The organism is Roseomonas sp. FDAARGOS_362 (assembly GCF_002754815.1).
Lineage (GTDB): Bacteria > Pseudomonadota > Alphaproteobacteria > Acetobacterales > Acetobacteraceae > Roseomonas > Roseomonas mucosa.
On record NZ_CP024588.1, the window covers coordinates 696,583 to 723,134 of the forward strand.

Consider the following 26,552-nt stretch of genomic DNA (forward strand, 5'->3'; position numbering starts at 1 on the left):
GTTTTCCTGACCCGCCGTCTGCGGGGCGGCTCCGCGCTTTCGGGTCTCGCTGCCCCTGCTCCATCCATGGCGACCTGCTCTATAAGAGGTCCATGAAACCTCCCGCCGATCGCGGCCTCACCGCGCGCCTGCGCACCGCCAAGGGCCGGACGACTGCCTCTCAGCGCTGGCTGGAACGCCAGATCAACGACCCCTATGTCCGCGCCGCCAAGGCCGCCGGATGGCGCTCGCGGGCCGCCTTCAAGCTGCTGGAACTGGACGAGCGCTTCAAGCTGCTGAAACCGGGCCAGCGCGTGGTGGACCTGGGCGCCGCGCCCGGGGGCTGGACCCAGGTCGCACTGAAGACGATCGGCGACCGCGGCCGGGTGGTCGCGCTGGACCTGCTGCCGATCGACCCGATCCACGGGGCGGTGCTGCTGGAGGGCGACTTCACCGAGCAGGCGGGCGAGGATGCGGTGCTGGCGGCGCTGGACGGGCAGGCGGACCTGGTGCTGTCCGACATGGCGCCCAACACCACCGGCCACAACGCGACCGACCATCTGCGGATCATGGGGCTGGTGGAGCTGGCGGCGGATTTCGCGCGGCGTGTCCTGGCGCCGGGAGGCGGCTTCGTGGCGAAGGTCTTCCAGGGCGGCACGGAAAAGGAGCTGCTGGCCGCGCTCAAGCGCGATTACGCCCAGGTGCGCCATGCCAAGCCACCCGCCAGCCGCAAAGACAGCGCCGAGGCCTATGTCGTGGCCCAGGGCTTCCGCGGCTCAAACGATTGAGATCTGGGACCGCGGTGGCGGTGCGTCCAGGCCGGCGGCCCTGCGGCGGGCGCGACCCTGCCAGGATCGTGCGGGACAACCTGCACGGGCGGAGAAGCTTGCCATCGACCGCCCCGGCAGCGTAGGAGGGGCCGCCAAGGTCGCGCAGCGCCATCCCCCGAGAGGCCCCCGCCCATGGCACCCGATATGCTCCCCCGAATCGACAGCCGCATCACCTTCGAGGAGGCCTTCGCCTTCGACGACGTGCTGCTGGTTCCCGGCTATTCCACCGTCCTGCCCTCCCAGACCGACACCCGCACCAGGCTGACGCGGGAAATCCGGCTGAACATCCCCCTCGTCGCCGCGGCGATGGACACGGTGACCGAGGCCCCCATGGCCATCGCCATGGCCCAGGCCGGCGGCATCGGCGTGATCCACAAGAATCTTTCCATCGAGGAGCAGGCCGCCCAGGTCCGCCGGGTGAAGAAGTTCGAGAGCGGCATGGTGGTGAACCCCGTCACCATCCATCCCGACCAGACCCTGGCCGATGTCCGCGCCCTGCAGGACCAGCACCACATCAGCGGCATCCCCGTGGTGGAGCGGGAAAGCAAGCGCCTTGTCGGCATCGTCACCAGCCGCGACGTGCGCTTCGCCACGGACCCTAACCTCCGGGTCTATGAGCTGATGACGCGGGAGAACCTCGTCACCGTGCTGAACGACGCCACGCCGGAGCAGGCGCGGTCGCTGCTGCACAAGCACCGGATCGAGAAGCTGCTGGTGGTGGACGACCAGTACCGCTGCATCGGCCTGATCACCGTCAAGGATATGGACAAGGCCCAGGCCAACCCCTCCGCCGTGAAGGACGCGATGGGCCGCCTGCGCGCCGCCGCCGCGACCGGCACGGGCGAGGACGGGCTGCGCCGCGCCGAGGCCCTGGTGGATGCCGAGGTGGACGTGATCGTGGTGGACACCGCCCATGGCCATTCCGCCGGCGTGCTGAAGGCAGTGGAGCGGGTGAAGCAGCTCTCCAACAGCGTGCAGGTGATCGCTGGCAACGTGGCGACGCCGGAGGCGGTGCTGGCGCTGATCGAGGCGGGCGCCGATGCGGTGAAGATCGGCATCGGCCCGGGCTCCATCTGCACGACCCGGATCGTGGCTGGCGTCGGCGTGCCGCAGCTGACGGCGGTGCTGGAATGCTCCGCCGCGGCGCGGGAAAAGGACGTGCCGGCCATCGCCGATGGCGGCATCCGCACCTCGGGCGACATCGCCAAGGCCATCGCCGCCGGCGCCGATTGCGTGATGATGGGCAGCCTCTTCGCCGGCACGGACGAGGCGCCGGGCGAGGTCTTCCTCTACCAGGGCCGCTCCTTCAAGTCCTATCGCGGCATGGGCTCGCTGGGCGCCATGGCGCGTGGCTCGGCCGACCGCTACTTCCAGGCCGAGGTACAGGACAGCCTGAAGTTCGTGCCCGAGGGGATCGAGGGCCGCATCGGCTACAAGGGCCCGGTCGGCGCGGTGATCCACCAGCTCGTGGGCGGGCTGCGCTCGGCCATGGGCTATACCGGCAACGGCACGATGGCGGAGATGCAGCGCAACTGCCGCTTCCGCCGCATCACCAATGCCGGGCTGCGGGAAAGCCATGTTCATGACGTGGCGATCACCCGCGAGGCGCCGAACTACCGCGCCGACGGCTGAGACCCTTCCTCCGGCCCGGCGGCAGGCCGGGCCGGAGCCATTCCTTTCCATGCAACCCGCCCCGGGCCGAGGCGCTGCCATCCAGGCGCCTTCCCGGGGCGTTGCCCGTTCAGGCAGAATTCTTGAGATGACCCCCGCCGCCCGTATCGCCGCCGCCGTCACCCTGCTGGAGCAGCAGGAGGCCCAGCCCCGTCGCCCGGCGGACGCGGTGGCCAACGAGTTCTTCCGGGCGCGCCGCTATATCGGGGGCGGCGACCGCCGCGCCGTGGCGGAGATCGCCTGGGGCGTGGTGCGGGAGCGGCTGCGCCTCGACTGGCACCTGGGACGTGTCGGCGGCCAGCCGACGCCGCGCCTGCTGGTCGCGACCTACATGCTCATGGCCTCCGGGGAATCCCTTCAGGCCGTGCTGGCTGCCTTCAGTGGCGAACGCCATGCGGAGGCGCCGCTGGAGCCGGGCGAGCGCCGCGTCCTTTCCGCCCTGCGGCCACCGCTGCTGCGCCCGGAGATGCCCGAGGAGATCCGGCTCAACATCCCCGGCTGGGCGCTGCCGGGCTTCCGCGAGCGTTTCGGCCCGGAACTGCCGGAGGCGGCGAAGGCCATGAGCGGCGCCGCGCCGCTGGACCTGCGGGTGAACCTGCTGAAGGGCACGCGCGAGACGGCCATCACCGCGCTGGCCGCGGAGGGCATCACGGCACAGCCCACCACCCTGTCCCCTTGGGGCCTACGGCTGGCGGAGCGTCAGCCGATCCTGGCCACCCGCGCCTTCCGCGAGGGGTTGGTGGAGATCCAGGACGAGGGCTCGCAGCTCATCGCCCTGTTGGCCGATGCGCGGCCGGGGATGCGGGTCGCCGACTACTGCGCCGGGGCGGCGGGCAAGACCCTGGCCATGGCGGCCGCCATGGACAATCGCGGGCGGATCGTGGCCTGCGACGTATCCGTGCCGCGGCTCTCGGGGGCCTCGCAGCGCCTGCGCCGGGCCGGGGTGGACAATGCAGAGACGCATCTGCTGGTGCCTGGCGACCGCTGGGCCAAGCGCCGGGCGGGGCAGTTCGACCGCGTCCTGGTGGATGCGCCCTGCACCGGCACCGGCACCTGGCGGCGCAACCCCGATGCCCGGCTGCGTACCGGCGCGGGCGACCTGGCGGAGCTCCAGGTGAAACAGGGCGAGATATTGCGCCGCGCGGCTTCCCTGGTGCGCCCGGGGGGAAAGCTGGTCTACGCTACCTGCTCGGTCCTGCCCGGGGAGGATGAGGTGCAGGTGCGGGAGTTTCTGAGCGACCATCCGGAGTTCCGGGCGGTGCCGCTGGCGGAGGCCTGGGCGCAGGGCTTCGCCGGGTGGGAAGGGGAGGCGGTTCCGGTCAGGCCCGGTGCCGCTATGGGCGCCGGCCTGGGTGGCATCCTGGGTGGCGCCTCGGGCACGGAAGGGGACTTCCTGGCCCTGGCGCCGCACCGGGAGGAGACGGACGGCTTCTTCTGCGCCGTGCTGGAGCGGCGGGAGGCCGGGACATCGTGACCGCCATCCGCCGCGCCCGGCCGCAGGATGCCTTCGCCATCGGCGCCGTGCATGTCGCGGCCTGGCGTGATTCCTATGCCGGGCTGCTGCCGGACGACTACCTCGCCAACCTCTCGCCGCAGCGGATCGGCGCCGGCTACGGCCAGGGGCTGATCTCCCGGCGGGAGGGCGAGGCGCTCTTCGTCGCCGAGATCCCGGAGCCGGGCCGGCGCGTCGTGGGCTTCGCCTCGGCCGGTCCCGCCCGGCGCGCGGGGATGGGAAGCCGCTGGGGGGAGGGCGAGGTCGCCACCCTCTATGTCCTCAGCGACTACCGGGACCAGGGAATCGGCCGCCGGCTGCTGCGGGCCTCCGCCGCGCACCTGGCGGCGATCGGCTGCGCCTCGGCCATGCTCTGGGTGCTGTCCGACAACCATGCCCGCTTCTTCTACCGCCATCTCGGCGGGCGCCCAGTCGCCCAGGAGGTCATCCAGGTCGGCGGCCGGGCAGTGCAGCAGACTGCCATCGCCTGGGACCCGATCGAGACCCTGCTCGACGCCACAGCCGTTTCTTCCCGCGGCTGACCTGCCCTGCGCAGGAAGTGGTTGACGCCGCCCCTTCCGCCGTGCTTCGCGCCGCCATGGCCGACCCCACCGCGACGACTCCCGTCACCCCAGCCCCCGCCTCGGCGCAAGAGGCCGCTGGGGGGCATGACCGCATCCTGATCCTCGATTTCGGCAGCCAGGTGACGCAGCTGATCGCGCGCCGCCTGCGCGAGAGCGGGGTGTATTGCGAGATCTGGCCCTTCACTGCCAGCGACGACCGTATCCGCGACTTCCAGCCGCGCGGCATCATCCTGTCCGGCGGCCCGGCCAGCGTGAACGAGGGCGAGAGCCCCCGCGCGCCGCAGGCCGTCTTCGACCTCAAGCTGCCGGTGCTGGGCATCTGCTACGGGCAGCAGACCATGTGCGCCCAGCTCGGCGGGCTGGTGGAGAGCGGCCATCACCGCGAGTTCGGCCGCGCCTTCGTCGAGATCACCGACGGTTGCGCCCTGACCCAGGGCGTCTGGGAGAAGGGCGCCCGCGAGCAGGTCTGGATGAGCCATGGCGACCGCGTGACGCGCCTGCCGGAAGGCTTCCGCCCGGTGGGCGTGAGCGAGGGCGCGCCGCTCGCCATCATCGCCGATGACAGCCGCCACTATTACGGCGTGCAGTTCCACCCGGAGGTCGTGCACACGCCGCACGGCGCCGCGCTGCTGCGGAACTTCACGCATGCCGTCTGCGGCTGCAAGGGTGACTGGACCATGGGCGCCTTCCGCGCCGAGGAGATCGCCCGCATCCGCGCCCAGGTCGGCGCCGGCCGGGTGATCTGCGGCCTGTCCGGCGGCGTCGATTCCTCGGTGGCGGCGGTGCTGATCCACGAGGCGATCGGCGACCAGCTCACCTGCATCTATGTCGATCACGGGCTGATGCGCGCGGGCGAGACGGAGCAGGTGCTCGCCACCTTCCGAGACCGCTTCAACATCAAGCTGGTGCACCGCGACGCCTCCGACCTCTTCCTCGGCGCGCTGAAGGGCGTCACCGACCCGGAGGTGAAGCGCAAGACCATCGGCCGGCTGTTCATCGAGGTCTTCGAGGAGGAGCAGGCCAAGATCGGCGGCGCCGATTTCCTGGCCCAGGGCACGCTCTATCCGGACGTGATCGAGAGCGTCTCCGCCACCGGCGGCCCCTCCGTCACCATCAAGTCGCACCACAATGTCGGCGGCCTGCCCGAGAACATGCGCATGAAGCTCGTCGAGCCGCTGCGCGAGCTGTTCAAGGACGAGGTCCGCGCCCTGGGCCGCGAACTGGGCATGCCGGAAGCCATCGTTGGCCGCCACCCCTTCCCGGGGCCGGGGCTCGCCATCCGTATCCCCGGCGAGGTGACGCGGGAAAAGGTGCAGATCCTGCAGCAGGCGGACCTGGTCTTCCTGGAGGAGATCCGCAATGCCGGCCTCTACGACGCGATCTGGCAGGCCTTCGCGGTGCTGCTGCCGGTCCGCACCGTGGGGGTGATGGGTGACGGCCGCACCTACGACCAGGCCTGCGCCCTGCGCGCCGTCACCAGCACGGACGGCATGACGGCGGATGTCTATCCCTTCGAGATCGCCTTCCTGAGCCGGGTTGCCAACCGGATCGTCAACGAGGTGCGCGGGATCAACCGCGTTGCCTACGACGTGACCAGCAAGCCGCCCGGGACCATCGAGTGGGAATGATTCAGGCCCATCCGAACGCCGCCGATTTTACGCTGCGGTACGACCTAAAACACTGAAAACGAAAATAAATCCCTCCTATGCCAATCGACATCTATCGGTGGGCATAGACGGTGTTCGGCGGCCTCGCTGTCGGGCCTCGCCCCCATTGATCAACCGGAAAAACGAAAGTACCGTCAGGTCAAACGAGGCCAATGACGGTACTTTTTGCGAACTAATGCAGTGAGATAAAAGCATTTTCGACGCCATCGGCCTGCAAAAACCGCGTGACGGTACTTTTCCGCGAGGAGGCCCGAAATGTTGACCGATGCAGCACTCAAGTCTTTGAAACCAAAAGCCAAAATGTACAAGGTTTCCGATCGTGACGGCATGTATGTGCGCGTCGCGCCGTCGGGCGCCATCTCTTTCAGGCTCGACTATCGGCTGAACGGCAGGCGGGAGACCGTGTATCTCGGCAGATATGCCCGTGACGGAATATCGCTCGCCAGGGCTCGCGAGCTATCCATTGATGCGCGGCGCGCGATCGCCGAGGGGCGGTCTCCCGCCATCGAGAAGCAGCGGGAGAAGCGTAGGATCAAGGAAGCAAAGAGCTTCGGCCAGTTCGGCGAGAAGTGGCTGACCAACGCGACGATGGCCGACAGCACACGCGCGATGCGTCGCTCCATCTTCGAACGCGAACTCATGCCCGTCTGGCGAAATCGTCTCCTGACGGAGATCACACCCGACGACCTGCGCACTCACTGCGGCAAGATCGTCGAACGGGGTGCGCCTGCGACCGCCATCCATGTACGGGATATCCTGAAGCAGATTTACGGCTATGCCATTCTGCACGGCGAGAAGGTCGCCAACCCGGCCGATGACGTTGGTCCGGCCTCGATCGCCACCTTTACGCCGAAGGACCGCGCGCTTTCGCCTGCAGAGATCCGCATCATGTTCAAGCAGCTCGAGCATGTTGCGACGTTGCTAACGATCCGCCTCGGTATGAAGCTCTACCTCCTCACCATGGTCCGGAAGAGCGAGTTGCAGGATGCAGTTTGGGACGAGATCGATTTCGACAACGCCGTCTGGACCATCCCGAAGGAGCGCATGAAGCGGTCGAAGCCGCACAATGTCTACCTGTGCCGACAGACCCTCGACATCATGATTGCGCTCAAGACCTGCTCCGGCAACTCCCGATATCTGTTGCCGTCCCGGTATGACGCGGACGCGCCGATGTCGCGCGCGACCTTCAATCGGGTTACCTATGCCGTCGTCGAACAAGCCAAGAAGGAGGGGCTGCCGCTGGAGCCTTTCACAGTCCATGATCTGCGGCGAACGGGCTCGACGCTGCTGAACGAGTTGGGCTTTAACAGCGACTGGATCGAAAAGTGCCTGGCGCACGAGGACGGGCGTTCATCGCGCGGCGTTTATAACAAGGCCGAGTATGAGGTGCAGCGCCGGCATATGATGCAGCAGTGGGCGGATACAGTAGACGCCTGGATCGACGGTCGGAAACACGCCCCCACGCTTTTGCCGACAACTATGCCCGTGATGGAGCTTGATCCCGCCCTTTGACCGGTCGGGTTTTGCGCTTGGTGACGTCGGGGTGCTGTGCACGACGGATCGGAGCAGTCCGCCGTGCCATCAGCCAAGCCTCGACCTCGGCGAGGTCCCAAACAATACAACGTGGTGAGAGCGCGAACCGACGAGGGAACTCGCCACGTTGTTCCATTTCGTAAATAGTCGGCCTTGAACAACGTCTTCAGGCTGTCGCCCCTGCGAGCAGGGTGCGGCCTGTCGGGACGCTGGCTTGGCTGATCGGGGTGAGGATTGCCTGTCGGAGGGCGGCGAGGAGAGCGGCCAAAAGGGCCCTGAGGTGGGCGAGGATCTTGCGGATGTTGTGGCCGCAGCCGCAGAGGACGGCGTAGAGAGCATCGCCGAGCGTGCCCTTGAGGGCGCAGCGGGCGAGGCGGCCATCGGTCTTCATGTGGCCGATCTCGGGCTCGATGGCGCTGCGGCGGCGGAGCAGCCGGCGCAGGCGGGGCGTGAGGCCGCGGCTGGTGCCGCTGACGAGCACCCTGGTTGCCGTGACGCCATGGCCGCGGTAGCCGCGATCGACCACGGCGAGGCTGGGACGCTGGCCGGTGAGGGTCTCGACCTGCTGGAGGGCGTCGGCGAGGGTGTGGCCGTCGTAGGGATTGCCGGGCTGGCTGCGCATGCCGACGACGAAGCCACCGGCGAGGGTGGTGGCGATGCTGACCTTCGTGCCGAACTCGTAGCGCACCCGCGCCTTGCCCTTGGCGATGCAGTCCACCTCGGGCTCGTGCAGGGCGTAGAGCTTGCGGGACGACTTCGGTGTCTGGAGCAGCAGGCGGGTGACGAGGGCGATGCGCTGCTCGATGCGCGCCCGCAGTGGCCCGTCAGGGACGGCGCCGAGCTTGCGTTCAACATCGCGCAGGATGCGGCCGGTGTAGCCCTTGAGCGTGCGCAACGCCTTGCGCATGCGGCGGAACTGCCGGGCGTGGGCGTAGCGCCCCACCTGGCCGGCCAGGCGCGGCGCCAGGCGATTGTAGTTCTGGCGCAGGGCGATCCCGGCCTTGTGCGCCAGCGTCACCAGCGAGTGGCGGGCCCGCTCATAGAGGCGGCTGTCGGTCGGATGGGCGATGGCCTTCTCCATCACTGTGGTGTCCACTGCGATCTCGGCCAAGCTGTTCGACGTCACAGCTCCCGAAGCCTGAGCCGCCTCGATCGTCCTGGTCAGCAACCACTCGACACCTTCCTCACCGATGCGACCGCGCCAGCGGCTGAGAGAGGAGGGATGGATGGGCGCACGGTGCTGGAAGAAGGTCTCACCCGTGAAGTGCTGGAAGTACGGGTTCTCCACCCAGCGCGCGAGCACCGCCTCGTCGGAGAGGCCATGGGCGTGCTGGAGGTACATCAGCCCGGCGACCAGACGCGGATGCGTGGCCGGCCGTCCCTCAGCGGCGGGGAAGAAGCCGGCCCATTCCCGCTCGAACCAGGACCAGTCGATCAGCGCCGCCAGCCGCACCAGTTCGTGCCGCCCATCGATCATGTCGACCAGCCGCGGCCGCAGCAGATCGGCCTGTTCCGGCGGGCGCGGGCGGTGCTTCATGCCCACAAGATTCGCAGGGTTTGTCGTCGAAAACAATCGAACCCTGCAAATCCAGGTCGCCGAGCCCGGAAAATCTCACAGCTAGATCAGTGCCTTACGAGTTATTCAAGGCCGACTAAATAGTGCTGTCGGCCATCGGCACCATCTCCCGCAACTGTTGCCGGCGGATTGTTCTCCGAATTTGCGTAGTTTCGATCTTTGCCATCTCAATCTCCATCGTTGCCAAGGCGATTGAGAACGATAGCTGCTGATACTGGAAGCCCCTCCGAAATGCGGTGCGGCATTTTCGGGCCGTAGCGTACACATCGGCGGGTTTTTCCCGACTACTAAGCTCGACTTTGGCCATCACGCGGCGTGGCAGATGGCGTAAGCCCAGGCGTGCTGGAGCGCTCGCCGAGGTTTTGTGCTGTGACCGCTGTGCCGGGATGTGAGGAAACCTTGCTCACGCCAGATGTGCCGCCGCACGGCGGCGAGGGTGTCACTGAAGGTCGGACGGTCCTTGCGGTACCAGGCGCTGCTCATTGCGGCTCTGCGTTCTGAGGTTCTGAGCTGGGCGGCCAGGAGGGTGACGAGGGAGAACAGCCCGAGCAGGCATGGCGTGGTGCGGGCGATGGCGAGGTCCGACCACTGTCGCTGAGTCTCGACCCCAAGATGCACCCTGGTCTCCTGGAAGGTCACCTCCAGTTGCCAGCGCTGGATGAACCAGAACAGGATCTGCTCCGGCGTTCGATCAGGCTCGGTGCACAGCAGGGCCTGCGGCTCGAACCGGCGATGAGGATCGCGGACCAGCACCCAGCGGATCGGCACGATGGGCATCCCGCCATGACGCCACACGGCAGTGGCCGAGCAGATCTCGACGTGACGCTCGCCCCCACCGTACCAGCGGGGGACCACCATGCGCTGCCAGCATGTATCGGTGCGGACCAGCACCTCCGCCAGGTTGGGCCGGCGCGCCCCTTTGGTACGGGGCCGACCATTGGTGCCAGGCAGCCGGGGTGGCGCCGGGTCATAGAGCGCGGCATCGAGCCGCAGGCGCGTGACCCCGGTGATCCTGTGCCGGGTCAGCGCAGCCAGCAGTTCCAGGGCTGCAAAGCCGCTGTCGCCGACCAGCACGATGTCCCGCCCAGGAAGCCAGCGGCGTGTCTGCAGGATCATTTGGCGGGCCCAGTCGGTGAGCTTCTTGTGCCGCTGTCCCTGGTCGCGACAAAACCGTTCCGAGGGCGCCAGCGCGGACAGGAACGGCAGCGCCCAAACCCGACCGGCCCAGGGAACAGGTGCCAAGAGCATCAGGCTGATCCAACGCAGGCCAGAAGCCTTTACGAAGTGGCCGTGGCTGGAGCGTACCGGGTCGCGGTAGATGCCCATGGCCGCAATCCGCTTGCCACGGCGCCGCTCAATCGTGTCGTCAATGCCCAGAATGACCGGCCCATCCGGCGCGAAGGCTGTGATCAGGTGCGCCAGCAGAAGACGCGATGCTGCCCGGGGGCTCCAGACCGCCCGGTTGAGCACCCGATGATAGTTCACGAAGCGCCGCTCCTGCGCGAGCCCGCTGATCTGCAACAGGCTGGTCACCGTACGTTTGCCGGGTGCCAGGATAGCCCCGATCAGCAGCACCTCCGCGTGTTGCCAGCTGCGCTGGAAAAACAGCGGCGCAAAGCTCAGGATCACCGCGGCGAAGCGGGATGGCAGGTGAAGCATGGCGGCGTCTCTTGGCGGGGACACGCCAGCCTAGCCAGTCACCCGCCTCGCCGCCTACGCCTGCCTCAGATGGCCAAAGTCGAGCTAAGACCCCGTTTCATAACGGCTGAGCCAGACGCCGGACGAGGATCATGGCGGCGGCGAGGGTGAAGAAGGCGACGGCGGAACCGACGGTGGCCTCGTGATCGCGAGCGAGGCGTCGGCAGCGGCCGAACCAAGCGAAGGACCTCTCCACCACCCAGCGCCTGGGTTGCACGGCGAAGCCTTTCTGGCCGGGTGCGCTGCCGATGATGGTAACGGCGACGGGGGAGGCTCGGGCGACCCGCGGACCGGCGTAGGCGCGGTCGGCGAAGCAGCGGGCCAGGAACGGCCAAGGGCGGCGCGACATGGCCAGGAGGGCCGCACCCCCTCGGCTGTCATGCAGGCAGGCGGGCGAGATGGCGGCGAGCAGGAGCCTACCGTCCGTGTCCACCAGGGCGTGGCGCTTGCGGCCCGTCACCTTCTTCCCGGCATCGTAGCCGCGGACACCTTTCACGCCGACACCGCCCGAGCGGACGGATTGGGCGTCCAACACCGCCGCTGTCGGTGAGGCCTCTCGGCCGACCCGCTCGCGGTCGGCCATGATGAGGGCGTGCGCCAGTCGCTCGAAGGTGCCCCGGCGCGAGAGGCGCAGGAACCAACGGTGCACGGTCCCGGGCGGCGGGAAGTCGCGGGGCAGATGCGCCCAGGCGCAGCCGGTACGGAGCACGTAGAGGATCGCATCGACCACCCGCCGCATCGGCCAGGACCGGGGTCGTCCGGTCTTTGCAGGGCTTGGCAAGAAGGGCTCGACCAGGGCCCACTCGGCATCGGTTAGGCACGTTGCATAAGGCTGGGAGCCGCGCGCAAGCTGCGCGCGGGCGGCAGGGGTCCACATGGGCCACCTCGAAGGACGTCAGACACCCTCCGAACGCGCAGAACTCCCGCCGCTCACCCCGCCTCAGCCGTTATGAAACGGGTTCTAAAGAGCGATTGATCCCGATAGATGCTGGAGCCACGCAAAATATTTTTTGCGGAAATCTCCCTTTAAAATCAACACCATAAGTTTTTGACGACCCGCAGGTCGGCTTTTGGCGTACCAAACAAGAAAAAACCAAGCTAGATCAATGATCTACCTGGGCCAAATACAATTGAATGGGAGTAAACCACCGCTTGTTTGGCGGGCGGTAGCACGGCGACGCTCGACCCATCGGCCTCCAACGGAACGGAGGCCCCTGGGAAGGGTAAGACACGATGCGCATGACGAGCGTCGCGGCGGCCGCCCTGGCCGTCGCCATCTCCGCGTTTCCAGCCGCGCACCAGGCTTCGGCCCAGCCCGCCGCCGACACGATGGGGGCGATCAAGGAGCGCGGCTACCTGCTCTGCGGCGTCGCCGGCAACAATGTCGGCTTCAGCCTGCCCGACAGCCAGGGCGTGATGAAGGGCATCGATTCCGATACCTGCCGCGCCGTCGCCACGGCCATCCTGGGCGATGCGAACAAGGTCCGCTTCGTCAACACCACCGCCACCAACCGCTTCACCGCCCTGCAATCGGGCGAGGTGGACATGCTGGTGCGCTCCACCACCTGGACGCTGGGGCGCGAGGCGGCGCTGGGCCTCGAATTCGCCGCGGTGAACTTCTATGACGGCACCGGCTTCGCGGTGAAGACGGCCTCCGGCGTGAAGTCGGTGAAGGAGCTCGACGGGGCCTCCGTCTGCGTGCAGCCGGGATCGACCACCGAGCTGAACCTCACCGACTACTTCCGCTCGAACAACATGAAGTTCACCCCGGTGGTGATCGAGAGCATCGAGGAGATCCGCAGCGCCTTCATCAGCGGCCGTTGCGATGCCTTCACCACCGATGCCTCCTCGCTCGCCTCCTTCCGCTTCAGCCAGGGTGCCAATGCCGGCGAGTACACCATCCTGCCGGAGATCATCTCGAAGGAGCCGCTCGGCTCCATGGTCCGCAAGGGCGACTGGAAGTTCTTCGACATCGTGAAATGGACGCACTACGCCCAGCTTACCGCCGAGGAGCTGGGCATGAACTCGAAGAACGTCGAGAGCTTCGTGGACAACAACAACCCCGAGGTCCAGCGCTTCATGGGCAAGAGCGGCGACCTGGGCAAGATGCTCGGCGTGCCGGCGGACTGGGCCGTGCAGGTGGTCAAGCAGGTCGGCAACTACGCCGAGGTCTGGGACCGCAACATCACCCCGATGGGCGTGCAGCGTGGGCTGAACAACCTGTGGAACAAGGGCGGGCTGCAATACCCGCCGCCGATGCGCTGAACATGACGGCCGGGAGGGAGGCCGCGTCCCTCCCGGCCGCGCGTCGTCAGAGGCGCAGCGTCAGCAGGATCGCATCATGGTCGGAAAGGACCTTTCCGACCTCGTCCACCGAGGGCATCACCGCGGGTACCTCGGCCACCAGGCCGCGCGTGCAGAACCAGTCGAGCTGACGCGGGTTCAGGCCGCTGCTCCAGGTGCTGCGGCGGGTGGTGACGCCGGCGAGGTTGCAGCCGGACCAGTCATAGCCCCGCGCCGCCGCTTCGCCGAAAAGCATCTCCTCCGGATTGTCATGGCCGCCCGGCGCCACTTTCGTGTTGAGGTCGCCGCCGATCAGCACCGGCAATGAGTCGGCATAGGCATCCAGCGCATCCAGCAGCCCGCGCATCTGCCGGGCGCGGCCGGCGAAGTCGGCGCGGCTTTCCAGATGCACCGAGCAGCCGACGAATTCCCGGTCGCCGCAGCGGAAGGTGGCCGCCACTGCCATGCGCGTGCCGATGCGCTTCTGCCCGCCGGGCGGGTCGATGAACCAGTCCGCGACCTCGTCCAGCCGGATCACCACCGGGTCGCGGAAGGGCAGGGCGCTGGTGAAGCCGTTGCCGTGGAAGCCCAGCCTGTTATCGGTCGCGGGGTCGTCGTAGGCGACCGGTGCCGGCATGGGTGCCAACTCCAGGAACTCCAGCGCATAGGCATGGCCATGGCCGAGGAAGCCGGCGAGGTCGCGTGTGGTGTGGCGCTGCCCCGTGCGCAGCATGCCGGAATCCATCTCGGAGAGCAGGACCAGGTCCACCCCCTGCTGCCGCAGCAGGCGCGCGGCCGCATCGGGATAGAGGCAGCGCTCCAGGTTCCAGGCCGCCACGCGCAGCAGGCTCTTCTCCACCCCGGCCGGCGCGGCGGCGGATTCGATCTCGCCGAAGGCGGCCACCGAGGCCATGGCCCCGCCATGCGCCTCCCGCAGGGGCGGCAGGGCGGCGAATTCTGCGCGCCGTTCCGCCGGCACGGGCGACAGGTTCTCGACAGGCTTGCTGGGCATGGTGACGGCTTGGATTCCACGGGCTACGGGGAGCGTTCCGCTAGTCACCGGAAGGTGAGGTAGCCAGTGAAGCTTTGAGGTCGGTGCCTCCCGTGGTCTCCGTATCGCCTGTGGAAAACGGGGAAAAGGGGGATAAGGACGGCGCCATCATCCGCCCCGCGGCACCTTGCGAGGGGGAAAAGCAAGGATTGCCGCGGTGTTTCGCGCAATCCGCCCTGCCGGTCTCCAGCCACAACGTCTAGCGGCCTTTCCCTGGAACCCCACCAGATGTGGTGTTAAGAATCCCGCCCCGACTCCCGCGTCGGATTCCGTTTCCGTGTTTCACCGCCCCCGGACCCGCCTAAGGAGAGGACCGCCATGTTCGACGCCGTTCAGCTTGAGGGGCATGGCCAGGTCACCATCGACCGGAGCCGCGACGCGCTGCTGACCGACTTCGGCAAGGCCACGCTCGACGACCGCTACCTGCTTCCCGGCGAATCCTACCAGGACCTCTTCGCCCGCGTCGCATCGGCCTATGGCGACGACGCCGCGCATGCGCAGCGGATCTACGACTACATCTCCAGACTCTGGTTCATGCCGGCGACGCCGGTGCTGTCCAATGGCGGCACCACGCGCGGCCTGCCGATCTCCTGCTTCCTGAACGAGGCGGATGACAGCCTGGACGGCATCCTGGGCCTGTGGAACGAGAATGTCTGGCTCGCCTCCAAGGGCGGCGGCATCGGCTCCTACTGGGGCAACCTGCGCTCGATCGGCGAGAAGGTCGGCCAGAATGGCAAGACCTCCGGCATCGTGCCCTTCATCCGCGTGATGGACAGCCTGACGCTCGCGATCTCCCAGGGATCGCTGCGGCGCGGCTCGGCCGCCGTCTACCTGCCGGTCTCGCATCCCGAGATCGAGGAGTTCATCGACATCCGCCGCCCCACCGGCGGCGACCCGAACCGCAAGGCGCTGAACCTCCACCACGGCGTCCTGATCCCCGACGCCTTCATGCGCGCGGTGGAGGCCGACGAGGAATGGGCGCTGACCAGCCCCAAGGACGGCGCGGTCATCCGCAAGATCTCCGCGCGCGGCCTCTGGATCCGCATCCTGCTGGCGCGCATCGAGCAGGGCGAGCCCTACATCATCTACAGCGACGCGGTGAACAACGCGCGCCCCGAATACCACAAGCTGGCCGGGCTGGAGGTGAAGACCTCCAACCTCTGCTCCGAGATCACGCTGCCCACGGGCCGCGACCAGCACGGGCAGCAGCGCACCGCCGTGTGCTGCCTTTCCTCGCTGAACTTCGAGACCTGGTTCGAGTGGAAGGACCATCCGACCTTCATCGAGGACGTGATGCGCTTCCTCGACAACGTGCTGCAGAGCTTCATCGACACGGCGCCCGACAGCATGGCCCGCGCGCGCTACAGCGCCATGCGCGAGCGCTCGGTGGGTCTCGGCGTGATGGGATTCCACTCCTTCCTGCAGGCGCAGAACGTTCCCTTCGAGAGCGTGGTGGCCAAGGTCTGGAACAAGCGGATGTTCAAGCATATCCGCGCCCAGGCCGATGCCGCCAGCATCAGGCTCGCCAATGAGCGCGGCCCCTGCCCGGATGCGGCGGAGTACGGCTTCAACGAGCGTTTCTCGAACAAGATGGCGATCGCGCCCACGGCCTCGATCAGCGTCATCTGCGGCGGCGCCTCGGCCGGCATCGAGCCCATCGCGGCCAATGTGTACAACCACAAGACGCTTTCCGGCTCCTTCATCGTGCGCAACCCGCATCTGAAGAAGGTGCTGGCGAAGCACGGCCGCGACGACGACGACACCTGGACCAGCATCACCGTCAGCAAGGGCTCGGTGCAGCACCTGGACTTCCTGGACGATCAGGAGAAGGCCGTGTTCAAGACCGCCTTCGAGCTGGACCAGCGCTGGGTGATCGAGCACGCCGCCGATCGTACGCCCTATATCTGCCAGGCGCAGTCGGTGAACATCTTCCTGCCGGCGAACGTGCACAAGCGCGACCTGCACCAGATCCACTTCCAGGCCTGGAAGAAGGGGATGAAGTCGCTCTACTACTGCCGCTCGCTCTCCATCCAGCGCGCCGACACGATCAGCGAGAAGGTGGCGGTGCAGCCCTCGCTGGGCCTGGCCGCCGTGGCGGAGGGGGCGCAGATCCCGCTGCCGCTGGTGGCGCAGCAGGCGGCTGGCGGGACCACCAACTACGAGGAATGCTTGGCCTGCCAGTAGGCGGAGCCGGGTCCGGCGCGGCGGGGGCTCCCCCGGCGGAAGGTGGCGGGGGCCAGCGCCCCGGCATGGAGGCCGCCCCACCGGCCCCCTTCCTCGCGCCGCCAACGAGACAGACTGAAAACGCAGCGAGACGCCCCATGCCCGATGGCCACAACCCCTCCGACGAGATGCCGCCGCATTTCGACCTGCTGACCGCCAATCCGGTCTACAAGCCCTTCCGCTATCCCTGGGCCTATGACGCCTGGCTGACGCAGCAGCGCGTCCACTGGCTGCCGGAAGAGGTGCCGATGGCCGATGACGTGAAGGACTGGCAGAAGAACCTGTCCGAGGTGGAGCGCAACCTCGTGACGCAGATCTTCCGCTTCTTCACGCAGTCGGACGTGGAGGTGAACAACTGCTACATGAAGCACTACTCCCAGGTGTTCAAGCCGACGGAGGTGCTCATGATGCTGTCGGCCTTCTCGAACATCGAGACGGTGCATATCGCGGCCTACAGCCATCTCCTCGACACCATCGGGATGCCCGAAACCGAGTACCAGGCCTTCCTCAAGTACAAGGAGATGAAGGACAAGTACGACTACATGCAGGGCTTCTCGGTCGATTCGAAGACCGAGATCGCCAAGACGCTGGCCGCCTTCGGCGCCTTCACCGAGGGGCTCCAGCTCTTCGCCTCCTTCGCGATCCTGCTGAACTTCCCTCGCTTCAACAAGATGAAGGGGATGGGACAGATCGTCACCTGGTCGGTGCGCGACGAGACGCTGCACTGCCTGTCCGTGATCAAGCTCTTCCACACCTTCGTGCAGGAGAATCCGGAGATCTGGACGGAGGCCCTGCGCCGCGAGATCACGCAGATCTGCGAGACGATCGTGGAACACGAGGACGCCTTCATCGACCTCGCCTTCGAGTTGGGCGACGTGCAGGGACTGACCGCGCCGGAGGTGAAGCAGTACATCCGCTTCATCGCCGACCGCCGGCTGCAGCAGCTCGGCCTGGAACCGGTCTACCGGATCGAGCGCAACCCGCTGCCCTGGCTCGACGAGATGCTGAATGCCATCGAGCACACGAATTTCTTCGAGAACCGTGCCACGGAGTATTCCAAGGCTTCCACAACCGGAAGTTGGGAAGAGGCTTTCGAGGACAGCGTGTTCAACGCCTCCGCCGCGGAATCCAAGGATGTTTCTGTCTCGGAACGCTCCCGGCACTGAGCGAAATCGGAGAAAGCAGGGGAGGCACTGCCCAGGATGACGGGCGGTGTCTCAAATTTGTGTTTCTTCGGTCGAAAATGACGGTACAGTGACGGGGTTTCGTGCACGCTGGCACCGGATAAATTGGACTGCGTGTATTTGACGAAATGACGTCAATCCATCCGATCATAGCGTGGGGTGCCGGCCTCGACATGGCTGATAACGATAGCAGCGAGACGACAAAGCCGGGCACGCGTCCAGGCTCGGCCCCGCGGCAGACGCGGCGCCTCTCGGACAAGATCCTGATTGCTTTCCACCATGCCTGCGACCAGGAGGATTTCGAGGTCGCGGAGGATCTCCTGCGGCTTCTCGAGGTCATGCTGACCCGCAAGCCGGTGCATCCGGACGTCAACCGGCGCAAGAACATGGAAAGCCTCGTGGCGGCGCATGAGCGGCTCTGGCTGCTGCGCCATCCGGAAGCGCAGGGCTGAAGCGAGGGGCGGCCGCGCCGCTCAGCCGGGCAGGGCGGCCCCCTGCCGCAGCACGGCCTCCGCCCCGGCGGACCAGCCCGGGCCCTCATGCAGCACCAGCCCGGGCAGAACCCGGTCCGGCCCCCGCCGCGCCAGCCAGCCCTGCAACATGACCCGCTTCGCCTCCCGCCCGGCCCTCGGCCAGAGCGGGAAGAGCGAGACGGCCCCGAAGCCGGCCCCGCGCAAGGCCGCCCAGCCCTCGCCATGCCGATGCGCGGGCAGGATCAGCGTCGCGGACCCGCCCGGGCGGATGCCCCGGGCCAGGACCTTCGCCCAGAGAGGCAGCGGCACCGGCTCCGCCTCGTGCATCGCCGCCGCCCGGCGCGGATCGGGCGAGGCGGTGCCGCCCGTCCAGTAGGGCGGATTGGCCAGGCCATGCGCCGCGAATCCCCGGCCGGGCAGGGCCTCCGGGCAGGCGATATCCGCGGTCCGGACCTGGGCGCGCCCCTCCCAGCCGTTCCGGCGCAGGTTCTCCGCCGCGAGGGCGGCTAGGCCAGGGTCGCGCTCCACCCCGATGCCTTCGAGGCCCGGGATGCGGGCCAGCAGGCAGAGCAGCGCGGCACCGCTGCCGCAGCCGAGCTCCAGCACCGCCTCCCCGGGCCGGGCCGGGACATGCGCCGCCAGCATCACGGCATCCAGGCCCGCCCGCAGCCCGTCGGCGGGCTGGCGCAGCAGGACCCGGCCATCGAGCAGCCGGTCCTCGGTGAGAATGGGGCCGCCGGTCACGCGCCCGTCTCGCCCGCCTCCCGCAGCACCGTCTCGGCGGCGCGGGCATCCTCCTGCCGGACCGCCAGCCGGCGGGGGAAAGCGCCGATCCCGCCCTCCACGGCGCTGACATGGGCGTCGAGGACGATGGACGGGATGCCCGCATCCCGCAACAAGGCCTGCAGGAAGCTCAGGCGGACCGGGTCGAGGCCCGTGGCCAGGATGTGCATGCGTGCTCCGGCAGGGTTGTGGGTGCGCGCGCCTTGGCGTGGCTGCCCGTCATGGTTATGTTGCCGGCCGGTCTTCTAAGGTCATTTCCTGCTTGAGCGTAGCCGTCACGCCGACGCCCGACGACGAGAATCCCGAGGCTGCGCTCGTGGTTCTGACCGAGCTGGTCCGCGACGACCTGGAGCTGTGCAACCGGCTCATCGTCGAGCACATGGACAGCCCGGTCTCCCTGATCCCGCAGCTCGCCGCGCATATCGTCGCGGCCGGGGGCAAGCGCCTGCGGCCGTTGCTCACCCTGGCCGCCGCGCGCATGTGCGGCTACCGGGGGGAGCGCCATGCCGCCCTGGCCGCCTGCGTGGAGTTCCTGCACACCGCCACGCTGCTGCATGACGACGTGGTGGACGAGAGCTCCCTGCGCCGCGGCCAGGCCAGCGCCAACGCGCTGTTCGGCAACAAGCCCTCGGTTCTGGTGGGTGACTTCCTTTTCGCCCGTGCCTTCCAGCTGATGGTGCGCGACGGCTCGCTGCGCGTACTCGCCATCCTGAGCCAGGCCGCCGCCACGATCGTGGAGGGCGAGGTGCTGCAGCTCGTCATCCAGAACGACACGGCCACGACCGAGGAGCAGTACCTCCAGGTCATCGCCGGCAAGACCGCCGCGCTCTTCGCCGCCGCCACCGAGATCGGCGCCGTGGTGGCCGACCGGCCGGAGGCCGAGGCCGAGGCGCTGCATGCCTATGGCCGCGACCTCGGCATGGCCTTCCAGCTCGTGGACGATGCGCTGGACTATTCCGCGCGCCAAGCCGAGCTGGGCAAGACGGTCGGCGACGATTTCCGCGAGGGCAAGATCACCCTTCCGGTCCTGCTGGCCTTCCAGCGGGGCGACGAGGCGGAGCGCGTCTTCTGGCGCCGGGTGCTGGAGGAGCGGGAGCAGGGCGAGGGCGACCTGGAGCACGCCCTGGAGCTGATGCGCCGACACGACACGCTGGGTGCCACCCTGGCGCTGGCGGAGGATTACGGCCGCTCGGCGCAGCGGGCGCTGGACCTCTTTCCGCAGGGGCCGGAGCGCCAGGCCCTGTCCGACATCATCCGCTTCTGCATCGCCCGCGCCCGCTGAGGCGTGGAACGGGGAGGGCGGCGTCCTCCCCGGTCCGCTGGCTCAGCCGCGCCCGACGAAGGGCATGGCGGTGGCCATGATGGTCATGCTCTGCACATTCGCGTCGAGCGGCAGCGCGGCCATATGGGCCACGGCGCGCCCGACATGTGCCACGTCCATCCGCGGCTCCACCATCATTCGCCCGTCCGCCTGCGGCACGCCCCGGGTCATGCGCTCGGTCATCTCGGTCGCGGCATTGCCCACGTCGATCTGGCCGCAGGCGATGCCGTGCTTGCGCCCGTCCAGGCTGATTGACTTGGTCAGGCCGCTGATGGCGTGCTTGGTGGCGGTATAGGGCGCGCTGCCGGGCCGGGGGGCATAGGCGCTGATCGAGCCGTTGTTGATGATGCGGCCGCCCTTCGGGTCCTGCGCCTTCATCATCGCATAGGCGGCGCGGGCGCAGAGGAAGGCACCGTTCAGGTTCGCCGCCACCACGCCGAACCAGTCGTCGTCGCTGATCTCGTCGAAATCCACGGCGGGGCTGCCGCGCCCGGCATTGTTGAACAGCAGGTCCAGCCGCCCCCAGCGCTGCTTCACCGTGGCGAAGAGCGCCTTCACCGAGGCCGCGTCGGTGATGTCGGCCGGCACCGGCAGGCAGTGGCCGCCATGCTCGCCCGCCTGCGCCACCGTCTCCTCCAGCGCATCGCGCCGCCGCCCGGCCAGGGCCACCGACCAGCCATCGGCCAGCAACGCCAGCGTGGCCGCGCGCCCGATCCCCGAGCCGGCACCCGTCACCACCGCGATCCGCGATTCCGTCATCTCGTCCCACTCCCTGGAATGCGGGCGCAGCCTGCGTCGCCCGCGACCTTGCGGCAAGACGAGGGAGACGTGTCATCGAACGGCGGAACGCAGGCCGCCGGACGCGTCGCGAGCCGGTGCCGTCCGCCTTCACGGGCCAGGGCCTTCCGTCACGCGCGCCGTGCCGATTTTTAGGATTTTAGGATTTTAGCCCTTTATCCGACCGGACGGATGCAGGGCCGTGCCCGGTGTCGCGAACCGGGGGAGTGCCCAGGCTCGTGTTCCCGGGGGGCCGTTGCGCCACGATGTGGGTTGATTTTATTCCTATACCTGAGTGGGCTCCGGGAAGCAAGCGGCGTCGGGGGATCATGCCGGAGAGCATGGCTCCGCGGCGACGGCCGGTGCACGCGCGCCCATGGGTTGGCGCGTTCCGCCGTCCGGAATCAGTCCTCGCCGACCGGCGCCAGGTCCACGCCCACTTCCAGCTTGTGCCGCCCGCCGCCCAGGATGATGCCGCGCAGCGGCGAGACGTCGCCGAAATCCCGTCCCCAGCCGAGCAGGACGTGCTCCTCCGAGAGCAGGATGTCGTTGGTCGGGTCCAGATCCAGCCAGCCGAGCTCCGGCCCCAGCCAGGCGCCGACCCAGGCATGGGACATGTCGGCGCCGACGCGGCGCGGCTGCCCCGGCGGCGGATAGGTGCGGATATAGCCGGAGGTATAGCGCGCCGGCAGGCCGAGGGCGCGCAACCCGGCGATCATGACGTGGGAGAAGTCCTGGCAGACGCCTTCGCGCCGCCGCAGCACCTCGTCCACCGGCGTGGCGATGCCGGTGACGCCGGAGCGGAAGCGGAATTCCTTCCTGAAGCGGGAATTCAGGTCCAGCAGCCCTTCCAGCACCGGCCGGCCGGCGGGAAAGGAGGCGGCGGCGAAGTCCCGCGCCGCATCCCCCACCCGGACCATGGGGCTGGGGAAGGTGAACTCCGCGGCCTCCGGATCACGCGGCGCGAGGGCCGCCACAGCCTCCCAGGGCAGGGTCGAGCCGGCCGGGGGAGGGGGCGGGAACCGCACATCCACCACCGCCTCGGTCACCACCTCGAAGCGCTCATGCGGGCTGTCGAGGAAGAGCCAGGTGACATGGTTGCCGAAATGGTCCTGCCCGGTGGTGACCCGGGCGGCCTCCGGCGTGCTGGTCAGGCCCGTGCTCAGCACGCGCTGCGCCGGCAGGTCGCGCGGCGTCAGGCAGAGCATGTGGGTGGCCATCTCCACCGGATGGCCATAGGCATAGCTGGTGACGTGCCGGACGCGCAGGATCATGCCATCCCCCGCCCGATGACCGGCACCAGCGACCGCGCCTGCGGCAGCAGCGTGAAATACTGGCGCGAGATCCCTTCGGCGAGGTTGCCCGCGCGCTCCTCCACCCCCCGCAGCCGGGCGGGCACAACGGCCGCCGGCCCCTCGGCGATGGCGAAGGTCTCCTGCCACAGGGCCTCCGCCTCCCCGGCCAGGCTGTCATCGAGGCCGGCCAGGCTCTCCAGCAGCTCGCGTGCGCGGGCGAACTGGAAGCCCAGCCCGCGGGGGTTGCCGGCATCGGCCAGGACCAGCCGCAGCACGGGTTCCGCCTGCGGCGCGGCCAGGTAGCGCGTGCGGTAGGTGATCACGGAATCGCACAGCTCCAGGGCGAGGCGCAGCCCGGCCTCCAGCCGCGCCGGCGGCTGGTCGAGCGCCATGGACAGGGCGGAGGCGATGGACTGGGCCCGTTCCACCCGGCGCCCGAGGTCCAGAAAGGTATGGGCGCCGCCGCGCACCATGTTCTCCGCCGCCACCCCGGCGACCCCGGCGGCATAGCGCATGGCGGCACGGTGCAGGCGGGACAGGGCTTGCAGGTCGCGCACCTGGGGCAGCTTGTCCCGCATCTCCCGCAAGGGCTGCAGGAAAGCGTCGTGCATGTCGCCGGTCTGGCGGTCGCGCGTGGCCTCGACCAGCCGGGCGATGCGCCCGAAGGCGCGGGACAGGGCTTCATCCGGCCGGGCGGCGCGCAGCAGCGCGCGGCGCAACGGCCCCGCATCCCCGGCAACGGGGAAGTCCTCCACCTTCACCAGCCCGGCGGGCACCAGGCAGCGGGCCAGGGTGTGCAGCTCCGCCAGCTCGTGCGGCAACAGGGCGTCGCGCTCCAGCCGCACCAGGGCGGCGCGCGAAAGGCGTGCGGCGGTGTCCAGCCGCTCCACGTAGCGGCCCAGCCAGAACAGGTTGTCCCCGGCCCGGGACGGCATGCCGGCCGCCATCCGGCGCAGCGCCAGCGGCGGCGACTGGAGGGCGGGAAGCAGCCCGGCCTCCGCCTCGTCCTCCAGCACCCAGACATCCTTGGACAGCCCGCCCTCCGGCACCCGCGTGAAGGCATGGGCGCCGTCCTCCAGGATATGGGCGAAGCCGCCGGGCAGCACCCGCCAGAAGGGGGCGCCGCCCGCGTCGTCACCGGCCAGGAACATGCGGAGCCGCACGGGAAGCGGCACCTTGGCGCCGGTCCCATCCTCCCCGGCATCGCTCACCCAGCAGGGCGCCTGCGAGGGCGGGGAGATCTCCGTGGCCGCCCAGCCTTCCGGCCGGGCCTCCAGGCGGGCGAGAAGGGCCTGGTTCGACAGGTCCAGGAGCACGGCGGGGCTGCGCGGATCGGTGGCGGAGCGCAGCATCCACCGTTCCGGCGCCGCGCGGACTTCCTCCAGGGCGGCGGGATCGCCCAGCCAGAGCGTGCGCAGCCCCGGCAGGCGCAGCGCCTCGTCCAGCAGCAACTCGCAGAGGCGCGGCAGGAAGGCGGCGAGCGCCGGGGCCTCCGCCATGTCGGCGCCCGGGTCGTTGACGATCCGCACCGCGCCGTTGCGCGCGGCATCCATCAGCCCGACGACGCCGCCCGCGGCGGGGCCATCGGATTCCAGCGGGTCCAGCAGATGCCCCTGCATCCGCCGCAGCAGCGCGCCGATCGGCTGCAGGCCGCGCAGCGTCTTCAGGTAGAGCCGGCCCCGCCGCACGGTGAGGTCCCCCGGCTCCACCGGGATGCAGTCCAGCGCCTGGGTCAGCACCACGTTCTCGGCCCAGCTCGGATCGCCCACGGCCGGGGTGAGCAGGGCGATGGCGTCCTCCTCGTGCCCGGGCGGCAGGGCATGGCGGAGCGAGAGCTGCCAGGCCTCCAGGAAGGGGCGCATCGGCCGCAGCGGCACCCGGCGGAACAGCTCCGGCATGGTGCGGGCGAGCAGGCGGCGGTTCTCCAGCGCCTGCGCCAGCCCGGCCATGCGGGCGATGGAATCCCCGGCCACGCGCCACTGCCCGTCCTGGCCCCGTTGCAGGTCCGTCGCCAGCACGCTGAGCATAGGCGGGCGCGGCACCGGGCCGGTGGTGCGGCAGGCGCGCAGGAAGCCTGCGTTGTTGAAGACCAGCTCGGCGGGCAGCAGCCCCTCGGCCAGCAGGCGCCGGGGGCCATAGACATCCTTCAGCACCGCCTGCAGCAGCCGGCCCCGCTGCGCCAGCCCCGCCTCCAGATAGGCGAACTCCCCCGCCGGGATAGGCATGGGCAGCAGGTCGCAGCGCCAGGCCGTCACCCGCTCCTCGGAGGGCAGGAGCGAGGCGATCCCGTCCTCCTCCAGCGCCCGGTGCAGGCTGAGCGCGCGGTCCGACAGGTCCGGGCCGGACAGGCCGGACAAGGCACCCAGGATGCTGCGCCAGTGCGGACGGACCCGGCCGCGGCCGTCCACCATCTCGTCGGCGGCGGCACTCATCCCGGAAAGGGCCCGGCAGGCATGGGGGTGGCGGACGGGAAGGTGGCGCTCATCCTTTCATCTAGCCGGGCTGGCCCCCGCTGCGCCAGCCGCCGTCCCGGCCCGGCGCGCCGATTCCTCCTGGGTGGCTGACTTCCCGGGCGGAAGCGGGCAGTCTGCGCCGCTCCGCCCCACCCCGATCCGGAAGGAAACCCGGCATGGCCGCCGAACCGCGCAGCATCGTCATCTTCGATCTCGGCGGCGTGCTGGTGGACTGGGACCCGCGCCACCTCTACCGCCAGCTCTTCCCCGGGGACGAGGCGGGGATGGAGCAGTTCCTGGCCGGGGTCTGCACCAACGAATGGAACCTGCAGCAGGATGCCGGGCGGAGCTGGGCCGAGGCCACCGCCCTGTTGCGCGCCCAGCACCCGGGGCAGGAGGCGCTGATCGATGCCTTCCACCAGCGCTGGCCGGAGATGATCCGGGGCGCCATCGACGGCACGGTGGAGATCCTGCGCGAGCTCCGCGAGGCCGGGGTGCCGCTCTATGCCCTGACCAACTGGTCCGCCGAGACCTTTCCGGTGGCGGAGGAGCGCTTCGACTTCATGGGCTGGTTCCGGGGCGTGGTGGTGTCCGGGCGGGAGAAGCTGATCAAGCCCGACCCGCGCATCTACCGCCTGCTGCTGGAACGCTTCGGGGTGGACCCGCGACAGGCCGTCTATATCGACGACAACCCGGCCAACGCCCAGGCGGCCACCGGCCTCGGGATGCAGGGCATCCACTTCACCTCGCCCGAGCACCTGCGGGCGGCGCTGGTGACGCTGGGCCTGCCGGTGAAGCCGCTGGCCTGACGGCGGGGGCTACGGCGCCCCGGATATCCCCCCGTTCATGTCCCCGGGCATATCCCGCAGCCAGGCGTCCAGGTCCACCGCCGCCACCTGCCGCCAGAGCCCGGCCATGCGCCGGGCGGCGAAATCCAGCAGCGCCTCGCCCATCTCCGCCGTGGCCTTCGCGGCATCGCCCACCGCCCCGGCCGGGTTCAGGTCCTGCGCCTGCCAGGCCAGCGTGGCGCCCAGCGAGGAGGCGATGGCCGGGGCCTGCTCCTCCAGCCGCCGCCGGGCGCTGGGGAAGTCGGCCATGGCGGCGCGGTCCACATCCTGGGGCGAAAGGCGCAGCATCAGCGCCGTCTCGTCCCGCCCGGCATGGATGCCGTAGCGGGCCTCCAGCGGATCGGCGAGCTCCCCGGGGCGTCCCATCCGGTCCCAATGGGCGCTGACCGCCAGGATACGGTGCGCGACGCGGAGGCGGCGGCAGGCGACCTCCAGCATCGCGCCGTTGCCGCCATGGGCGTTCATCACCACCAGCCGCCGCACGCCCGCCCGCGCCACGCTGGCGCCGATCGCGGTGACGAGCGCGAGGAAGCCTTCCTCGTCCAGCGTCAGCGTGCCGGGAAAGGCCAGGTGCTCCACCGAAAGCCCCACCGCCTGATGGGGCAGCACCAGCAGCGGCAGTTCCGGCGGGCAATGGGTCAGCGCCCGGGCCAGGATGCCGGCATTGATGGTCTGGTCGGTGGAGACGGGCAGGTGCGGCCCGTGCTGCTCCGTGGCGGCGATGGGCAGCACCGCCACCGTGTTCTCCGGCAGGTCACGGAATTCCGGCCAGCGCAGCTCGGCCCAGAAACGCGTGCGGATCGGCATGGCGGGCGTCTTCCTTTCTCTCCG

Annotated in this window: 23 protein-coding genes; 12 read left to right on the plus strand and 11 right to left on the minus strand. The window is 69.1% G+C overall.

Annotation, left to right across the window (positions count from 1 at the left end):
• Positions 1-92: 92 nt before the first annotated feature.
• The 6 genes from CTJ15_RS08055 to CTJ15_RS08080 all read left to right on the plus strand — a co-directional run bounded on the left by CTJ15_RS08055 (position 93) and on the right by CTJ15_RS08080 (position 7,735).
• Positions 93-767 (plus strand): RlmE family RNA methyltransferase, encoded by a 675-nt coding sequence (locus CTJ15_RS08055; protein WP_019460619.1) that lies wholly within the window; start codon positions 93-95, stop codon positions 765-767.
• Positions 768-941: 174 nt separating this feature from the next.
• Positions 942-2,441 carry an IMP dehydrogenase gene (gene guaB / locus CTJ15_RS08060; RefSeq protein WP_026033104.1) on the plus strand — a complete coding sequence of 500 codons (1,500 nt, stop codon included), beginning with the start codon at positions 942-944 and terminating at the stop codon, positions 2,439-2,441.
• Positions 2,442-2,568: 127 nt separating this feature from the next.
• Complete coding sequence (locus CTJ15_RS08065) at positions 2,569-3,954, plus strand: RsmB/NOP family class I SAM-dependent RNA methyltransferase (RefSeq protein WP_019460621.1); 1,386 nt, start codon at positions 2,569-2,571, stop codon at positions 3,952-3,954.
• Entirely contained in the window at positions 3,951-4,514 is a 564-nt protein-coding gene (locus tag CTJ15_RS08070) for a GNAT family N-acetyltransferase (RefSeq protein WP_019460622.1), read from the plus strand. The genes CTJ15_RS08065 and CTJ15_RS08070 overlap by 4 nt, the downstream gene beginning before the upstream one ends.
• Positions 4,515-4,570: 56 nt before the next feature.
• Entirely contained in the window at positions 4,571-6,184 is a 1,614-nt protein-coding gene (gene guaA, locus CTJ15_RS08075; RefSeq protein ID WP_037250041.1) for a glutamine-hydrolyzing GMP synthase, read from the plus strand.
• 294 nt (positions 6,185-6,478) lie between these two features.
• The gene (locus CTJ15_RS08080) at positions 6,479-7,735 is read left to right on the plus strand and encodes a tyrosine-type recombinase/integrase (protein ID WP_099781456.1); all 1,257 of its coding nucleotides are present in this window, start codon (positions 6,479-6,481) and stop codon (positions 7,733-7,735) included.
• Here CTJ15_RS08080 and CTJ15_RS08085 read toward each other — a convergent pair.
• The 4 genes from CTJ15_RS08085 to CTJ15_RS08105 all read right to left on the minus strand — a co-directional run bounded on the left by CTJ15_RS08085 (position 7,701) and on the right by CTJ15_RS08105 (position 11,907).
• Positions 7,701-7,901, minus strand: coding sequence for an AlpA family transcriptional regulator (locus CTJ15_RS08085; RefSeq protein ID WP_216349015.1), 201 nt, complete (start codon positions 7,899-7,901; stop codon positions 7,701-7,703). The genes CTJ15_RS08080 and CTJ15_RS08085 overlap by 35 nt on opposite strands.
• Before the next feature lie 21 nt (positions 7,902-7,922).
• Positions 7,923-9,293 carry an IS5 family transposase gene (locus CTJ15_RS08090; RefSeq protein ID WP_226945876.1) on the minus strand — a complete coding sequence of 457 codons (1,371 nt, stop codon included), beginning with the start codon at positions 9,291-9,293 and terminating at the stop codon, positions 7,923-7,925.
• A gap of 345 nt (positions 9,294-9,638) precedes the next feature.
• Positions 9,639-10,991 (minus strand): transposase, encoded by a 1,353-nt coding sequence (locus CTJ15_RS08100; protein WP_099780841.1) that lies wholly within the window; start codon positions 10,989-10,991, stop codon positions 9,639-9,641.
• Positions 10,992-11,088: 97 nt separating this feature from the next.
• The gene (locus CTJ15_RS08105) at positions 11,089-11,907 is read right to left on the minus strand and encodes an IS5 family transposase (protein WP_099780839.1); all 819 of its coding nucleotides are present in this window, start codon (positions 11,905-11,907) and stop codon (positions 11,089-11,091) included.
• Between the two features lie 356 nt (positions 11,908-12,263).
• On the opposite strand from CTJ15_RS08105, the gene CTJ15_RS08110 reads away from it, so the two are divergent.
• Positions 12,264-13,295: an amino acid ABC transporter substrate-binding protein gene (locus CTJ15_RS08110; protein ID WP_019460624.1), complete on the plus strand. Its 1,032-nt coding sequence runs from the start codon at positions 12,264-12,266 to the stop codon at positions 13,293-13,295.
• 46 nt (positions 13,296-13,341) lie between these two features.
• Here CTJ15_RS08110 and CTJ15_RS08115 read toward each other — a convergent pair whose 3' ends face one another.
• Positions 13,342-14,325, minus strand: coding sequence for an endonuclease/exonuclease/phosphatase family protein (locus tag CTJ15_RS08115; RefSeq protein ID WP_075822021.1), 984 nt, complete (start codon positions 14,323-14,325; stop codon positions 13,342-13,344).
• Between the two features lie 357 nt (positions 14,326-14,682).
• Here CTJ15_RS08115 and CTJ15_RS08120 point away from each other — a divergent pair, with 357 nt between their 5' ends.
• The 3 genes from CTJ15_RS08120 to CTJ15_RS08130 all read left to right on the plus strand — a co-directional run bounded on the left by CTJ15_RS08120 (position 14,683) and on the right by CTJ15_RS08130 (position 18,223).
• Entirely contained in the window at positions 14,683-16,548 is a 1,866-nt protein-coding gene (locus CTJ15_RS08120) for a ribonucleoside-diphosphate reductase subunit alpha (protein WP_075822022.1), read from the plus strand.
• Positions 16,549-16,685: 137 nt separating this feature from the next.
• On the plus strand, positions 16,686-17,753 hold the full coding sequence (locus CTJ15_RS08125; RefSeq protein WP_019460627.1) for a ribonucleotide-diphosphate reductase subunit beta: 1,068 nt from the start codon (positions 16,686-16,688) through the stop codon (positions 17,751-17,753).
• A 191-nt stretch (positions 17,754-17,944) separates the two neighbouring features.
• The gene (locus CTJ15_RS08130) at positions 17,945-18,223 is read left to right on the plus strand and encodes a hypothetical protein (RefSeq protein ID WP_019460628.1); all 279 of its coding nucleotides are present in this window, start codon (positions 17,945-17,947) and stop codon (positions 18,221-18,223) included.
• Positions 18,224-18,244: 21 nt separating this feature from the next.
• Here CTJ15_RS08130 and CTJ15_RS08135 read toward each other — a convergent pair whose 3' ends face one another.
• Both CTJ15_RS08135 and CTJ15_RS08140 read right to left on the minus strand, forming a co-directional pair.
• Positions 18,245-18,988 (minus strand): tRNA1(Val) (adenine(37)-N6)-methyltransferase, encoded by a 744-nt coding sequence (locus CTJ15_RS08135; RefSeq protein ID WP_019460629.1) that lies wholly within the window; start codon positions 18,986-18,988, stop codon positions 18,245-18,247.
• On the minus strand, positions 18,985-19,197 hold the full coding sequence (locus CTJ15_RS08140) for a DUF2007 domain-containing protein (RefSeq protein WP_019460630.1): 213 nt from the start codon (positions 19,195-19,197) through the stop codon (positions 18,985-18,987). The genes CTJ15_RS08135 and CTJ15_RS08140 overlap by 4 nt, the downstream gene beginning before the upstream one ends.
• A gap of 92 nt (positions 19,198-19,289) precedes the next feature.
• Here CTJ15_RS08140 and CTJ15_RS08145 point away from each other — a divergent pair, with 92 nt between their 5' ends.
• Entirely contained in the window at positions 19,290-20,309 is a 1,020-nt protein-coding gene (locus CTJ15_RS08145; RefSeq protein ID WP_075821343.1) for a polyprenyl synthetase family protein, read from the plus strand.
• A 42-nt stretch (positions 20,310-20,351) separates the two neighbouring features.
• Here the strand turns inward: CTJ15_RS08145 and CTJ15_RS08150 are convergent, their stop codons facing one another.
• The 3 genes from CTJ15_RS08150 to CTJ15_RS08160 form a co-directional block, all read right to left on the minus strand.
• Positions 20,352-21,107, minus strand: a complete 756-nt coding sequence (locus tag CTJ15_RS08150; RefSeq protein ID WP_075821344.1) for an SDR family oxidoreductase — start codon at positions 21,105-21,107, stop codon at positions 20,352-20,354.
• A gap of 422 nt (positions 21,108-21,529) precedes the next feature.
• Positions 21,530-22,399, minus strand: coding sequence for a transglutaminase family protein (locus CTJ15_RS08155; protein WP_019460633.1), 870 nt, complete (start codon positions 22,397-22,399; stop codon positions 21,530-21,532).
• Positions 22,396-24,852: a circularly permuted type 2 ATP-grasp protein gene (locus CTJ15_RS08160; protein ID WP_019460634.1), complete on the minus strand. Its 2,457-nt coding sequence runs from the start codon at positions 24,850-24,852 to the stop codon at positions 22,396-22,398. Before CTJ15_RS08160 ends, CTJ15_RS08155 begins: the two co-directional genes overlap by 4 nt.
• 197 nt (positions 24,853-25,049) lie before the next feature.
• Here CTJ15_RS08160 and CTJ15_RS08165 point away from each other — a divergent pair, with 197 nt between their 5' ends.
• The gene (locus tag CTJ15_RS08165; RefSeq protein WP_019460635.1) at positions 25,050-25,682 is read left to right on the plus strand and encodes an HAD family phosphatase; all 633 of its coding nucleotides are present in this window, start codon (positions 25,050-25,052) and stop codon (positions 25,680-25,682) included.
• Positions 25,683-25,691: 9 nt separating this feature from the next.
• On the opposite strand, the gene CTJ15_RS08170 is transcribed toward CTJ15_RS08165, so the two are convergent.
• The gene (locus tag CTJ15_RS08170; RefSeq protein WP_099781457.1) at positions 25,692-26,528 is read right to left on the minus strand and encodes a creatininase family protein; all 837 of its coding nucleotides are present in this window, start codon (positions 26,526-26,528) and stop codon (positions 25,692-25,694) included.
• Positions 26,529-26,552 lie beyond the last annotated feature (24 nt).